General features: G+C 69.9%; 12 protein-coding genes. 8 read left to right on the top strand and 4 right to left on the bottom strand.

Annotated elements, in window-relative coordinates; all coding sequences use genetic code 11:
* Positions 1 to 879 precede the first annotated feature (879 nt).
* On the bottom strand, positions 880 to 3,327 hold the full coding sequence (locus ACSVDM_RS20040) for a DUF6049 family protein (RefSeq protein ID WP_439266976.1): 2,448 nt from the start codon (positions 3,325 to 3,327) through the stop codon (positions 880 to 882).
* On the bottom strand, positions 3,324 to 3,779 hold the full coding sequence (locus ACSVDM_RS20035) for an NUDIX hydrolase (RefSeq protein ID WP_067495077.1): 456 nt from the start codon (positions 3,777 to 3,779) through the stop codon (positions 3,324 to 3,326). The genes ACSVDM_RS20040 and ACSVDM_RS20035 overlap by 4 nt, the downstream gene beginning before the upstream one ends.
* A gap of 270 nt (positions 3,780 to 4,049) precedes the next feature.
* Here ACSVDM_RS20035 and ACSVDM_RS20030 point away from each other — a divergent pair, with 270 nt between their 5' ends.
* Positions 4,050 to 5,504 (top strand): CCA tRNA nucleotidyltransferase, encoded by a 1,455-nt coding sequence (locus ACSVDM_RS20030; RefSeq protein WP_439266974.1) that lies wholly within the window; start codon positions 4,050 to 4,052, stop codon positions 5,502 to 5,504.
* Here the strand turns inward: ACSVDM_RS20030 and ACSVDM_RS20025 are convergent.
* Positions 5,501 to 6,355, bottom strand: coding sequence for a hypothetical protein (locus tag ACSVDM_RS20025; RefSeq protein WP_439266972.1), 855 nt, complete (start codon positions 6,353 to 6,355; stop codon positions 5,501 to 5,503). The genes ACSVDM_RS20030 and ACSVDM_RS20025 overlap by 4 nt on opposite strands.
* Positions 6,356 to 6,453: 98 nt before the next feature.
* Here ACSVDM_RS20025 and ACSVDM_RS20020 point away from each other — a divergent pair, with 98 nt between their 5' ends.
* The 7 genes from ACSVDM_RS20020 (at position 6,454) to ACSVDM_RS19990 (ending at position 12,279) form a co-directional block, all read left to right on the top strand.
* Positions 6,454 to 6,852, top strand: a complete 399-nt coding sequence (locus tag ACSVDM_RS20020; RefSeq protein ID WP_439266970.1) for a TOBE domain-containing protein — start codon at positions 6,454 to 6,456, stop codon at positions 6,850 to 6,852.
* On the top strand, positions 6,849 to 7,589 hold the full coding sequence (modA, locus tag ACSVDM_RS20015; RefSeq protein ID WP_439266968.1) for a molybdate ABC transporter substrate-binding protein: 741 nt from the start codon (positions 6,849 to 6,851) through the stop codon (positions 7,587 to 7,589). The genes ACSVDM_RS20020 and modA overlap by 4 nt, the downstream gene beginning before the upstream one ends.
* Entirely contained in the window at positions 7,586 to 8,416 is an 831-nt protein-coding gene (locus tag ACSVDM_RS20010) for an ABC transporter permease (RefSeq protein ID WP_439266966.1), read from the top strand. The genes modA and ACSVDM_RS20010 overlap by 4 nt, the downstream gene beginning before the upstream one ends.
* Positions 8,413 to 9,849, top strand: a complete 1,437-nt coding sequence (locus ACSVDM_RS20005; protein ID WP_439266964.1) for a sulfate/molybdate ABC transporter ATP-binding protein — start codon at positions 8,413 to 8,415, stop codon at positions 9,847 to 9,849. Before ACSVDM_RS20010 ends, ACSVDM_RS20005 begins: the two co-directional genes overlap by 4 nt.
* Positions 9,850 to 9,914: 65 nt before the next feature.
* Positions 9,915 to 10,670, top strand: a complete 756-nt coding sequence (locus ACSVDM_RS20000; protein WP_067644304.1) for a LamB/YcsF family protein — start codon at positions 9,915 to 9,917, stop codon at positions 10,668 to 10,670.
* Positions 10,671 to 10,684: 14 nt separating this feature from the next.
* Positions 10,685 to 11,368, top strand: a complete 684-nt coding sequence (locus ACSVDM_RS19995; RefSeq protein WP_439266962.1) for a 5-oxoprolinase subunit B family protein — start codon at positions 10,685 to 10,687, stop codon at positions 11,366 to 11,368.
* A 53-nt stretch (positions 11,369 to 11,421) separates the two neighbouring features.
* On the top strand, positions 11,422 to 12,279 hold the full coding sequence (locus tag ACSVDM_RS19990) for a biotin-dependent carboxyltransferase family protein (RefSeq protein ID WP_439266960.1): 858 nt from the start codon (positions 11,422 to 11,424) through the stop codon (positions 12,277 to 12,279).
* A gap of 25 nt (positions 12,280 to 12,304) precedes the next feature.
* Here the strand turns inward: ACSVDM_RS19990 and ACSVDM_RS19985 are convergent, their stop codons facing one another.
* Positions 12,305 to 13,561: an MFS transporter gene (locus ACSVDM_RS19985; protein WP_439267052.1), complete on the bottom strand. Its 1,257-nt coding sequence runs from the start codon at positions 13,559 to 13,561 to the stop codon at positions 12,305 to 12,307.
* Positions 13,562 to 13,636: the final 75 nt, after the last annotated feature.

Below are 13,636 nucleotides of genomic sequence, written 5' to 3'. Positions count from 1 at the left end.
AGGCCTGAGGAGGCGGTGGAGCACCCGGTCGCTGCTGCCGAGGGAACTCCCCGGAACGCCCGTCGGCCGGGTACGGCTGGGGTCGCTGCGGACCAGGGCCACCCGGTCGCTGCTGGATCGGGAATTCGCCGGAAGGCGCGGGCCGACGGTGGCCTTCGCCGGTACGTCCCGGTGCGCGCAGCGCGTCGTCCGGCACGGCACCGTTCGGGTCCACCGGTCGCGGTGGCTGCCCGCGCAGCGGATCCGCAGGCCCCGGACGGTGATTCGGCTCAACGGGAGGCAGCGGCCGATGCGGAGCACCGGGTGCCGAGGTGTAGTTCGACTCGCCGGGATGAGGTGCGCGCGGAGGTTCGCCGCCGGGGCGATGACGCGGGTCGTCATCGCGCGGATACTGCGCGTGCGGCGGTTCACCGGGCGATGGACTGAAGTTCGGTTCGCCGGGCCGGAAGGCTTGCGGGTACGGCGGCTCGCCGGTACGGCCGGGCCCGTGGGGCGGCTGGCGCGGGGGCTGGACACGCGGGATTTCGCCCGAGCTGCCGGGAACGGGTCGTCCTGTCGGTTGGGCGGGTCGGGCACCCTGCTGCGGGCCGGGATCAGCGGGGTGCGGCCGGGCCGGGTCGACGGGACCGAGGCGCGGCGGGACCGGGCGATCACCGGGGCGGGCGGGCACCTGCGGCTCGTCGGTGTCGCGGCCGCTCATTCCACGCTCCCATGGCGCGGCGGGACCCCAGCGGTGGGTCGCCTCGTCGCGTTCGTCGTGGTTGTGCCGATGAGCGGAATCATCGTCGCCCATCATGCCTCCTGTACCCGGCGCAACCCGCGAATCCCGCCTCGTTCTTGCCTGTCATGGTCCCCCGCGCGCCGGTCAGGCGTGGGTGTTCACTGCCGACGCAGTCGTTGCCGGGCGCGTCGCAGCCGTCCGGCCCGTTCCACCGTTTCGGGGGCGAAGCCCTCGTCGGCGGGGTCGGGTCGGCCGCGGAAGCGCCGCCACAGCCGGCGCCCGGCCAACAGCAACAGCAGTATCGCGGCACATGCCGTAATTATGGCCAAGGCCTGACCGTAGGCGTTCGAGCGCACCGAGACCGACGTCGGCTCCCCTAGCGTGATTCCGTCGGGGGTGGTAAGAGCGATGGGAATGACCAGCTTACGGCTGTCGCTCACCTCGGTCGGTATCTGAAATGACCGGGTTCCATTCGGCGGAAGGAGCTGTTCGCCGATATCGGTGATGTTCGTCTCGGAAGGCGCCGAGATCCGGAAGTTCACCCGGATCGCCACCGGCAGATCATTGCGGGCCACCAGCAGCAACGGGCTCTGCTCGGACGCGAGCGTGTACACACCGCCCGGGGGCAACACCGACACCGACGCGAAGACGGTGTCCACTTCCCGGGTCACCTGATCGACACGCCGGTCGGCATGCAGGTCGGCCAGAGTGTCGTCCTCGCCACGCCGGTCCGACAGGCTCAACGCCCGCAGCAGATCCTCGCGCGCGGGCGTGAGGAAGGCCAGCGGCGTCAGTTCGGCCTCGGGCAGTTCGACGAGCGCCCGCATCATTTCGGTGATCCGCGCACCCTGGTCGCGCACGGGCACGACGAGATGTTCGGGCGCCGCGTCCTGAGCGGCCGACGGCAGGTATTCGAGGGTGAACGGGCGCGGATCCGGCTCCTGCGCGACGAGCTCCGCGAAGGGCCGCGGCTGGGCCAGCTGGTTGCGGGCGAGCAGTTCCACCTGTTTCAGCAGCGCCACACCCTCCTCACGGCTGGCACCCCACTGCTGCGGCGGCATCAACAGCTGCGAACGCGGCCGGTCCGGCGCCGGATTCAGCGCGGTCCACGCCATCGCGCCGAGCGCGTCCTGCAACCGGGCGGCCCGTGAGTCGTTGGTGACGTCGAAGCGCACCTTCGACGGCGTGAACGAGGGCGTCGGCGGGTTGGAACCCACGGCGGCCAGCGCGGTCGCCGACCAGATGTCGAAGGTCGTCACCCGCAGCGCCGGATCGGTGTTCGGCCCCGCCTCGACGCTCACATCCGGCACCCGCACCACGTCCGGCGCGGCCTGCTCCCCGCCGACGACCGTGCCGGGCACGAACGTCGACGGCGTCGAGGTGAGCGCGGTCTCCGGATCCGGCACCGAACCCTCACCCGATACCGCCGACCCGGCGAGCACCGCCGTGCCGTACCCGTACTCACGCAGCAGTTGCCCCGCCGCGTGGTCGATGCTGCCGGAATCGGGCAGGCTCACCCCGCGCAGCGACCTGGTGCCGAGGATCGCGTCCACCACATCGGCCGGTGCGTGCAAGGCCCGCGCCGACAGACCCGGCTCGTTCACCGCCGCCAACGCCGTCACATCGACCTGCGCGTACGGCAACGCCACCGTGCACATCGACCCGGCGAGCGCGCGCAACCGGTCGAGCCAGGCCTGCGCGTTCGCGGCGCCGGTCCCCTCCCGCGTCGCACCCTCCGGATCCGACGGACTCGCCAGCACCCGGTAACCGCGCGTCATCGTCTGCGCGGTCGACACCAGGTCGGGATCGATGGCGATGCACACCGACCCGGCGACCGCGTTGTCCTTGCCCGGTGCGGGTGCGACCGCTTCCAGCGCGGCGACCAACTGCTCGAGCCGCCCGCCCTTGCCGAGCGAGGCGGCGAGCTCGTCGTCGAGCAGTTCCACCTGCCCGTTCACCGACCCCGGCTTGCCCGCGACCATGCGCGGGCGGTCGGCCAGCGGCCAGATCACCGTCGTCGCCACCGGCGTGGCCTCCGGCGGCGCGGCGACCGGGGCCGGGTCACCGTCGGCCGGTGGCAGTCCGAGCACCGGAAGCAGGAAGCGGGCGTCGTCGAGCCGGGCCTGCGAGCCGTAGGCCGGCTCACCGTTCACATTCAGCAGCAGCGGATACACCCCGGGATCGGTGATGCCGAGCGACGCGCCGTCGCCGCCGCGCAACGCGATCCGCACCGAGAACTGTTTGCGCTGGCCAGGACTCAGCTGCGGCGTCACGTCCTCGAACGGCCCGGTCACGTCGTAGTTCACCTGATCGAGCCGCAGCGAACTGCGCAACCCGCTCGGCGACAGCACCGGCGCGGCACGCTGGATGCGCACGCTCACATCGTCGACCACCCGGTCACCGATATTGGTGACCGTTCCCGACACGGTGAGCACCGGATCGCTGCTCGTGGTCACCGTGCCCGGCGCCACCGCGTCCAGGGTGAGTTTGAGGAACTTCGGTGCCGACGCGTCGTCCGGTTGCGCCTGCGCCACCGCGGGCAGCAGCGCCACCGAACCCAAGATGGTCAGGACCGCCGTGATCAGCCGGAACAGTCCACCCGTCATCGCTTGCCGGTCTCCATCCGGTCGATCATCCGATTAGCCACCTCGGCCAGGCGCCGCTCGTCGGCGTAGGCCAACCGGGAATCCAACTCGCTCAACGGAACCCACGCAACCTGGGTGACTTCCACGTCGGCATCGGACAACTCACCGCCGAGACACCGCAGCAGGTAGTGGTGCACGGTCTTGTGTACCCGTCTGCCCTCGGTGACGAACCAATAATCGATATTGCCCAGCTCGGCGACCACCTCGCCGATGATGCCGGTCTCCTCGGCGACCTCACGCATGGCGGTCTGCTCGGAGGTCTCGCCCTCCTCGATATGGCCTTTGGGCAGCGACCACAGCAACCGCCCGCGCCGATCGGTCCGCCCGATCAACGCGGCACACCGCAGCTCCCTCGGCCCGTCCAACCCGTCGACAACGAGGCCGCCCGCGGACGTTTCGCGCACGGTGCGCATACGCGGCTTACCGCCGTTACCCGCCCCGCCGCGCCGCCGCGGCTGGCGGCGTCGACTGTTCGCGCGATCGGCCGGAGGAGACACTCCGCCAGCTTAGCTGTGTTGCTGGAGCGCTGTTGTCGCCGCAACCCACCGATCACGCGCGAACATGGGTAACTCACCGGGGACGGGCTGACCAGGCCATCACAAGAAGCTTGCCGCGTCCGCAAGTCCGCACGCACCTGAGTCTGGCCAGTGTCGCGGGGAGGCGGAACAGTAAGCTCTGTACTCGTGGTTTCCTCTGATGTTGTCGCGGATCGTCGTGCTCGGCTGCTTGCTGGTGCGGCGGTGACGTTGGGGCAGCTGTCCGAGGTGCTGGTGCCGTTGGGGGGCATGTTCGCCGCGCGGGGGCATTCGCTGTATCTGGTGGGGGGCAGCGTGCGTGACGCGGTGCTCGGGCGGTTGGGCAATGATCTGGATTTCACTACCGATGCGCGGCCGGAGGTCGTGCAGGAGCTGATGCGGGGGTGGGCCGATCAGTTGTGGGACACCGGTGGGCTCGCGTTCGGGACGGTGAGTGCGGCCAAGGGGGATCACCAGCTCGAGATCACCACGTTCCGGGCCGATACGTACGACCGGGTGTCGCGCAATCCGGAGGTGACCTTCGGTGACACGCTCGAGGGCGACCTGGTCCGGCGCGATTTCACGGTGAACGCGATGGCGGTGAAGATCGCCGAGGACGGTTCGCTGGAATTCGTCGACCCGCTCAACGGACTGGATGCCCTGCTCGAAGGCGTGCTCGATACGCCTGCGGCACCGCAGGATTCGTTCGACGACGACCCGTTGCGCATGCTGCGCGCGGCCCGCTTCGTCGCGCAGCTCGGTTTCGAGGTGGCGCCTCGGGTGCGCACGGCGATCGTGGAGATGGCCGAGCAGATCGACCGCATCACCGCCGAACGGGTGCGCACCGAACTCGACAAGCTGATCGGTGCGGAGCATCCGATCGACGGCATCAACCTCATGTGCGACACCGGTCTCGCCCAGCGGGTGCTGCCGGAGGTGCCCGCGATGAAGCTCGAGATCGACGAGCACCACCAGCACAAGGACGTCTACCAGCATTCGCTGACGGTGCTGTCGCAGGCGATCGACCAGGAGGAGGGCGACCCCGACCTGGTGTTGCGCTGGGCGGCGCTGCTGCACGACATCGGCAAGCCCGACACCAAACGCAACGAGCCGGGCGGCGGCGTGAGCTTCCACCATCACGAGGTGGTCGGCGCGAAGATGGTGCGTAAACGCATGCGGGCGCTGAAGTATCCGAAGGCGTTCACCGAAGACGTTGCGCGCCTGGTGTTCCTGCACCTGCGGTTCCACGGCTACGGCAAGGGTCAGTGGACCGATTCGGCCGTGCGCCGCTACGTCACCGACGCCGACGACCTGCTCGATCGCCTGCACAAACTGGTCAAGGCCGACTGCACCACCCGCAACAAGCGGCGGGCGGCGGCGTTGCGCGCCACCTACGACGAGCTCGAGCAGCGCATCGCGACCCTGCGTGAGCAGGAGGATCTGGCGCGGGTGCGCCCGGATCTGGACGGCAACGCGATCATGGAGCTACTCGGTCTCGAGCCGGGCCCGCAGGTGGGCAAGGCGTGGAAATACCTCAAGGACCTGCGCCTGGACCGAGGCCCGATGACCCGCGACGAAGCCGAGGCAGCCCTGCGCGAGTGGTGGGCGACCCAGCAGTCCTAGAACACGATCAGTGTTGTCCCGGCGATGATGGCGTCGCGGATCTGGGTGAGGTCGAACGAACCGGTGGTCTCGGGCAGTTCGATGCGGAATTTCACCACGTCGCCGCGGCGGTGCGCGTAGGAGATACTCGCCCGGTTGGGCAGGTCGTCGAGCAGCAGCGCGGGCGCCTGCACCACCCGGCGCGGTAGCCGGATGCGGTACCAGCTGGCGCGGCGGATATCGATGGTGAGCAGGTTGTCGTAGACCTGCGCGTCGACGACGGCGCTCATCTTGCGGGTGCGGTGGGTGGCGACGATCCGGCCCTGCTCGTCGAGCCGGAGCTTCCAGTCCAGGTTCTGCTCGTCCACCCAGTCGATGAGAGCACCGATGCCGATGCTGCCCTCGATGTCGAGTTGCTGCACGCGAATCTTGGTCGGCACACCGGGAATGAGGCGAACGCCGTGCGCGATCACGGTGACGGTGTCGAACGGATGCGTGTCCCAGACCAGGTCCGACAGCACCGTCTTGCTCTGGAAGTGGGCACCGCGCCTGCGCACCTTGAAGGTGTCGAGGGTGGCGGTGAGGTCGTGGCCGAGCAGGGTGGCCGACACTTCCCGCCCGCCGAAGCGGCTGAAGATGCCCTCGCTGAGCACGGTCATCAGGACGTCGGGCATCAGCGCGGTGACCGTGCCCGAGCCCAGGTCGGCCACCGGGTCGGCCCAGGACGTGGTGAAGCCGAGCCACTGGTCGATCCACGAGGGGTCGAGCAGACGTTTGCCCAGGTCGACAGCGCCCGCCAGTGACCAGGACTTCGGATCGAAATACGTGGCCATGATGGTCCGAGCGTACTTGCCCGCGGCGTCGGCGGCCATGCTCGACGGCGTGTTGAGCCGACATCACAGCCGGATGCTTCCGCATGTGCGGAAGATTTATCTATGTATCGCCGTATCTGCGGAACTATCCTGGTCGGGTGGCACTACTGCGAATCAAGGAAGCCGCCGATCTGCTCGGCGTCAGCGACGACACCGTGCGCCGGTGGATCGACTCCGGCGCGCTGTCGGCGAGCAAGGACGGCGCGGGCCGGTTGGTCATCGAGGGTCGTGAGCTGGCGGCTCTCGCCGTCGAGCAGGCACGCACGCCGCACACCGAGGTCGGCAGTGCCAGTTCGGCCCGGAATCGGTTCCCCGGCTTGGTCACTCGCGTCGTGACCGACAAGGTGATGGCACAGGTGGAGATGCAATGTGGCCCGTTCACGGTGGTCTCGTTGATGAGCAGCGAAGCGGTGCACGAGCTCGGGCTCGAGCCCGGGAGTGTGGCGTTGGCGAGTGTGAAGGCCACGACGGTCGTCGTCGAACGGGCCGCCGGATGAAGCGCGCACTCGCCCTGGCGGCCACGCTGACCGTGCTCACCGCCTGCGGTTCCGAAACAGATTCGGGGACAAGCGATTCAACGCTTACCGTGTTCGCCGCCGCCTCGTTGAAGAAGGTCTTCACCGAGCTCGAGGACGACTTCGAAACCGCGAATCCCGGTGTGGACGTGCAGTTCTCGTTCGCCGGATCGTCAGATCTGGCCGCCCAGTTGCAGGCCGGCGCGCCCGCCGACGTCTTCGCCTCGGCCGACCAGCCGACGATGGACAAGGTGATCGCCGACGGACGCATCGCCACTGCGCGCCCCTTCGCCACGAATGTCCTCACCATCGTCACCGCGCCCGGTAATCCGAAGGGAATCAACAGGTTCCGCGATCTGGCCAGGGACGGTCTGTCCGTAGTGGTGTGTGCGCCGCAGGTGCCGTGTGGCCGGGCGACACAGAAGGTCGCAGCAGCGGCTCAGGTGACAGTGCGGCCGGTGAGTGAGGAATCGTCGGTTGCCGACGTGCTCACCAAAGTGACCTCCGGACAGGCAGATGCGGGCCTGGTGTACGTCACGGACGCGGCGGGTGCCGGCGCGAAGGTGAGTACGGTCGCGATCCCCGAGGCGTCGGCGGCGGTGAACACCTATCCCATCGGGGCGGTCGGGGATTCCACCGGTGCGGGGAAGTTCATCGACCTGGTGACCGGCCCGACGGGTCGGCAGGTGCTGACCGAAGCCGGGTTCGGTGTGCCGTGAGAACCGGCGCCGCAGGGTTCCCCCGCTGGTTGTTGCTGCCCGCGCTGATCGGATTCGCCCTGGTCGTCGTGCCGCTCGGCGCCTTGGCCTGGGGCGTGGAATGGGGTCGGTTCGGTGCGTTGGTGACCACCGAGGCCTCGCGTGACGCCCTGTGGTTGAGTCTGCGGACGGCGGCCGCGAGCACGCTGTTGTGTGTGTTGCTCGGTGTGCCGATGGCTGTCGTCCTGGCCAGGGCCCGATGGCGTGGGCTGCCCGTGTTGCGCGCACTTGTGTTGCTGCCCTTGGTATTACCACCGGTGGTCGGCGGTATCGCCCTGCTGTACACCTTCGGGCGGCGTGGGCTGTTGGGAAGCCACCTCGAAGCCCTCGGCGTGCAGATCGCGTTCAGCACGACGGCGGTGGTGCTGGCGCAAACCTTTGTGGCGCTGCCGTTTCTGGTCCTCACGCTCGAGGGTGCGTTGCGGACGGCCGGTCACCGCTACGAGCAGATCGCGGCCACCCTCGGTGCCGGGCCGAGCACGGTGTGGTGGCGGATCACCCTGCCGCTGATGCGTCCCGCGCTCATCTCCGGTGCGGTGCTCGCCTTCGCCCGCGCGCTCGGTGAATTCGGCGCCACCCTCACCTTCGCGGGCAGCCTCCAGGGCCGCACCCGCACCCTGCCCCTGGAGATCTACCTCCAGCGGGAAGCCGATCCCGATGCGGCCGTCGCGCTTTCGGTAGTGCTCATCATCGTCGCGATCCTGATCGTCCTCCTCGCCTACCGCCGTACCAGCCCGATCCCAGGCACCCAGCTCGGCAGCGCCCGCACCGGAGGGAGAGCTGAATGAGCCCACACGACGAGCCGCGAAGCGTGCCGTCGGGCTTCGATCCGGCGAGCGCACACCACGAATCTGTGCGGAGCGAGCCGTCGTCCGGTCCGGCGGGGTTCTCCGCGAGCGCACCCGACGAATCGTCAGGGAGGTCGTCGCATCCGGCGGGCCTTTCGGTGGCCGCACGCATCGCGGATCGCGATCTGGACCTGGCGATCGAGGTCGCACCGGGCGAAGTCCTCGCCGTCCTCGGCCCCAACGGCGCGGGAAAGTCCAGCCTGTTGCAGGTGATCGCGGGCCTGCTCGTCCCCGATGCGGGCCACGTGCGCCTGGGCGCCGATATCCTCACCGAAACCGCGAAACGTGTTGCGCTCCCGCCACATCGACGCGGCATCTCGCTGCTCGCCCAGGAGCCGTTGCTCTTCCCGCACCTCACCGTCGCCGAGAATGTCGCTTTCGGCCCACGCAGCCGTGGTAACCGCGACGCGAAAACCGTCGTCGCCGAATGGCTCGAGGCCGTCGACGCCACGCACCTGGCCGACCGCTACCCCGCCGCCCTCTCCGGCGGCCAGGCCCAACGGGTCGCCCTGGCCCGTGCCCTCGCCGTCGACCCGCACCTGCTCCTGCTCGACGAACCCATGTCGGCCCTCGACGTCGATGTCGCCCCCGCCATGCGCTCGCTACTACGCCGCGTCCTGCGCGACCCCGCCCACCCGCGCTGCGCGGTCCTGGTCACCCACGACATCATCGACGCCATCACCCTCGCCGACCGCCTCGTCATCGTCGAAGGCGGCCACATCGTCGAATCCGGCCAGGTCACCGACGTGATGTCGCACCCACGCAGCCCCTTCGCCGCCCGCATCGCCGGCCTCAACCTCCTGCACGGCACCGCCACCGCGCCGCACGGGCCCGACCCGGCCTTCGCGGCAGTGTTGGTCGGACCCGGCCGACACAGCGAACCGATCCCGCCAGGTGACAGCGCAGCCCGGCACCGACCAGCAGCACACCCCGCCGATCGACCGGCGGACAGCGCCGCTACCAGTGCTTCGCTCGGCTCCACAGAACGGCCGACAACCAGCGTCGCCGATGGTGGATCGGGGTCGAGTTCGGCCGGCGGCGCCCGGCACTCGGCACCCGATGGCGAATCGGCGGTCGATGGTTGCGTTGTCGGCGATTTCACCGCAGGCACCCGTGCGGCGGCTGTCTTCTCCCCCGCCGCCGTCTCGGTTTTCACCCGGCCTCCCGGCGGCAGCCCACGCAACGTCTTCACCGTCGACATCACCGAGATCACCGATCGGGGTGGCATCGTGCGGGTGCGTGGTGACGCACCGAACGCGCCCGGCGTGTGCGCCGATCTCACCCCGGCCGCCGTGGCCCAGCTCGGCCTCACCGTCGGCGCGCGGGCGTATTTCGCGGTCAAGGCCACGGAGGTGCGGGTGTACGCCTGCTGAAGCGTGGTCCCGGTGCACGGCGCACAATGAGGGCGTTCATGCACGCGCGCAAACCGGAGGGCAGCATGCCGCTGGACCTGAACAGTGATCTGGGCGAGGGCTTCGGCCCGTGGCGGATGGGTGAGGACGCCGCCATGCTCGACATCGTCACCAGCGCCAACATCGCGTGCGGTTTCCATGCGGGCGACCCGACGATCATGCGCCGCACCTGCGAACTGGCCGTGGCCAAGGGCGTGCGGATCGGCGCGCACGTCGGCTACCGCGACCTGGTCGGCTTCGGCCGCCGCGATATCGCCATCGCGCCCGCCGAACTGCGCGACGAGGTGCTGTACCAGATCGGCGCTCTCGCGGCGTTCGCGCGCGCGGCGGGCGACCGGGTGCGGTACGTGAAGCCGCACGGCGCCCTCTATCACGCGGCCGCTCGCGATCGTCTGCTCGCCGACGCGGTCGCGACCGCCGTCGCCGAGGCCGAAACCGGTCTCGCCCTGCTCGGCCCGGCCGGAACCGAACTCGAACACGCCGCGAACCGGGCGAAAGTGCGTTTCGTCGGCGAGGGTTTCGCCGACCGCGCCTACACCGCCACCGGCACGTTGGCGCCGCGCGGGGTTGCCGGTGCGGTGCTGACGCCCGACGACGCCGTCGCCCAGGCGGTATCCCTTGCGTTGTCGGGGACCGCGCGTACCGTTGACGGTCCGGGTGCGGTCGCTGTGTCCGTGGCCAGTGTGTGTGTCCATGGTGACTCGCCCGCGGCCGTGGAGATGGCGCGCCGCATCAGGGGGGCGTTGGACGAGGCAGGCGTACCTGTCGAACCATTCGGTTGAGGGTGGGAGGCGCGATGGTGACCGACTGGAGCACACGGATCAGGCCCGCGGGTGACCGCGCCGTGCTCATCACCCTCGACGATCCACGGCCGGTGCAGCGCCTGGCGTCGGCGCTGCGGGTGCATGCCATCGCCGGTGTCCAGGATGTGCTGCCCGCGGCGGAGACCGTGCTGGTCACCCTGCATTCGGTGAACTACGGCACGCAGGTGCGCCGGGAATTGCTCGCGCTGCTCGACCGCCTGGATTCCGAATCCGCACAGCCGGATTCGCTCGATGTTTCCCGTGGAACACTGTCCGACCCGGACTGCCCCGACGAGGTGGTCGAGGTGCCGGTGCGCTACGACGGGGTCGACCTGCCCGAGGTCGCCCGGCTGCTCGACCTGTCTGTCGCGGAGGTGATCGCGGCCCATACCGGTACCGTCTGGCAGTGCGCCTTCGTGGGATTCGCACCCGGTTTCGGATATCTCGTCTCGCCCGACGGCAGGCTCACCGTGCCGCGCCGGGCCCAGGCCCGCACCGCCATCCCACCGGGTGCGGTGGCACTTGCCGGTGGGTACTCGGCGGTATATCCGCGTGGCACACCGGGCGGATGGCAATTGATCGGAAGTACCGATCTACGCATGTGGGCGGTCGATCGCGACCCACCCGCACTGATCCGGGCGGGAACGGCGGTGCGGTTCGTCGACATCGCGCAATAGGCAAGGGCTGCTCAATGGTGCGCCGCCTCGACAGATAATCGGGGAGAGATCGCATGGTGATCTTCATCGAGCGGGTGGGGCCGCTCGCGACGATCCAGGACTTGGGCAGACCCGGCTGGTTCGATTCCGGCGTGGGTCCGGCCGGCGCCGCCGACCGCGCGTCGCTGCGGCTGGCGAACCGGCTGGTCGGCAATCCGGAGGACCACGCGGGCATCGAGGTACTGCTCGGCGGGCTCGTCTTGCGTACCGATGCGCACGTCACCGTCGCGGTCACCGGCGCACCGGCGACGGCCACGGTGGACAGCACACCCGTCGGCCATGCGAGCGTTCTCGAACTCGAGGCGGGCCAGACCCTTCGCCTCGGCATGGCAGGCACCGGTCTACGCACCTACATCGGTGTACGTGGCGGCATAGACGTGCCGAAGGTCCTCGGTTCCCGCAGCCGCGACACCCTCTCCGGTATCGGCCCCGACCCGCTGCGACCGGGCATGCAGCTACCCGTCGGTCCCCCGCCGCGCACCTTCCCGACCGTCGAGTTCGCGCCGGTCCCCGTGCCGCCGGAGGTGCTCGTCGTCCGCGCCCGTCCCGGCCCGCGCGAAGACTGGTTCACCGACCCCGCCGCCCTGTTCCGGGGCTCGTGGCAGGTGAGCAGTGAGACCGACCGTGTGGGCGCCCGCCTCGACCGGGTCGCCGGGCCGCCGCTCACCCGCTCGATCACCCGCGAACTGCCCGCCGAAGGGGTCGCCCTCGGCTCGGTGCAGGTGCCACCGAGCGGTCAGCCGGTGGTCTTCCTCGCCGACCATCCGATCACCGGCGGCTACCCGGTCGTCGCGGTCGTGCTCGACGCCGATGTCGACCGCGTCGCCCAACTCCGTCCGGGTGAACGCCTGCGCTTCGAACCCGACGACTGACCGCGCACGGACGCTCTTCGGCGGATCAGGGTGCCCGCCGTGAATTCAGTGCGATCGCGACGATGCCGAGCGCGTACACCCCGGCGCCGACCAGCACCACCGGCAGTGAACGCCCGTCGGCCGGAATCACCAGGGCGGTCGCGGCGATGGCCAGCACGAAGGTCATGTTGAAGACCGTGTCCTGGAGGGCGAAGACCTGCCCGCGCCGGTCGTCGTCGATGTCGATCTGCATGCTGGCGTCGCCGGTGAGTTTGATCGTCTGGCCGGCGAGCCCGAGCCCGAACGCGCCGATCAGCAGCAGCCGGTGGGCGTGGTCGGTGGCCGATTCCGAGGACGCGAGCGCGGTCGGTGTCACCAGGGTGAGCTGCACGACGACGGCCGTCGCCAGCCCGACGAGCACGGTCCGCGGCCTGCCGAGCCGGGGAATCAGCACGGGCGCGAGGATCGCGGCGAGCAGCATGCCCGCCGCGGCCGCACCGATCGCGACCCCGAATCCGACCAGCCCGCCGCTCATTTCGCTCTGCCCCTCGGGCTGACGCAGTACCAGCACCATGATGAGCGTGTTCATCCCGAACACGATGCGATGCGCCCCGATGCCGATCATCGCGGCCGTCACCTGCGTCGATCGCCAGACCGCGCGCGCACCGGTGACCAACCCGGTCGCGATCGCACGCACAGCGCTTTCCGCTCCCGCCGAACCCTTTTCGGGCCCGAGGATGTGCGGTGCGAAACCGGCGGCGAGCAGCGCGCCGACCACCGACCCGACCCCGCTGAGCGCGACCGCCACGGCCGAGGCCGAATCCCCGGCCCCCAGCAGCGCGATCACCGCCACCGACGCCGCCGCGCCCACACCCGCGCAGGCGGACGCCACCGTTGCCAGCACGGAGTTCATCGGAACCAGCCAGCGCTGTTCGAGCACCCTCGGCAGCGCGGCCGACACCCCGGCAAGCACGAACCGGCTGATTCCGACGGTCGCCAGCGCGAGCACGAGCAGCACGCTCTCACCCGCCCCGGCGAACAGCGCCAGCGCGGCCGCCGCGATCAGCGTCGCCCGCGCGATGCTCGCCACCAGCAGCACATTGCGTCGATCCCAGCGGTCGAGCAGGGCGCCCGCGTAGGGGCCGAGCACCGAATACGGCAGCAGCAGCACCGCGAAACCGGCGGCGATGGCCAGGGGGTCGGTTTCGCGTTCGGGGTTGAACAGGATGGCGCCCGACAGCGCCGCCTGGAACATGCCGTCACCGAATTGGGCGGCCAGGCGCAGCAGCGCCAACCGTGGCATCCGTGGATTGCGCCGCACCACACCGCGGCTTTCGCGCAGCAGATGTCGCAGCGAGATCGGCCGCTCATCCGCCGG

It is taken from the genome of Nocardia sp. JW2, from assembly GCF_051843015.1.
GTDB classification, from domain to species: Bacteria; Actinomycetota; Actinomycetes; order Mycobacteriales; family Mycobacteriaceae; genus Nocardia; species Nocardia coubleae.
The sequence above is the reverse complement of the archived record's forward strand: the minus strand, read 5'-3'. Positions and strand labels throughout refer to the sequence as shown.

Bases quoted from the DNA above. Each gene is read 5' to 3' on its own strand.
- ACSVDM_RS20040 (WP_439266976.1), bottom strand. From the start codon at position 3,327: ATGACGGGTGGACTGTTCCGGCTGATCACGGCGGTCCTGACCATCTTG.
- ACSVDM_RS20035 (WP_067495077.1), bottom strand. From the start codon at position 3,779: ATGCGCACCGTGCGCGAAACGTCCGCGGGCGGCCTCGTTGTCGACGGG.
- ACSVDM_RS20025 (WP_439266972.1), bottom strand. From the start codon at position 6,355: ATGGCCGCCGACGCCGCGGGCAAGTACGCTCGGACCATCATGGCCACG.
- modA (WP_439266968.1), top strand. From the start codon at position 6,849: ATGAAGCGCGCACTCGCCCTGGCGGCCACGCTGACCGTGCTCACCGCC.
- ACSVDM_RS20005 (WP_439266964.1), top strand. From the start codon at position 8,413: ATGAGCCCACACGACGAGCCGCGAAGCGTGCCGTCGGGCTTCGATCCG.
- ACSVDM_RS20000 (WP_067644304.1), top strand. From the start codon at position 9,915: ATGCCGCTGGACCTGAACAGTGATCTGGGCGAGGGCTTCGGCCCGTGG.
- ACSVDM_RS19995 (WP_439266962.1), top strand. From the start codon at position 10,685: ATGGTGACCGACTGGAGCACACGGATCAGGCCCGCGGGTGACCGCGCC.
- ACSVDM_RS19990 (WP_439266960.1), top strand. From the start codon at position 11,422: ATGGTGATCTTCATCGAGCGGGTGGGGCCGCTCGCGACGATCCAGGAC.
- ACSVDM_RS19985 (WP_439267052.1), bottom strand. From the start codon at position 13,561: ATGCCACGGTTGGCGCTGCTGCGCCTGGCCGCCCAATTCGGTGACGGC.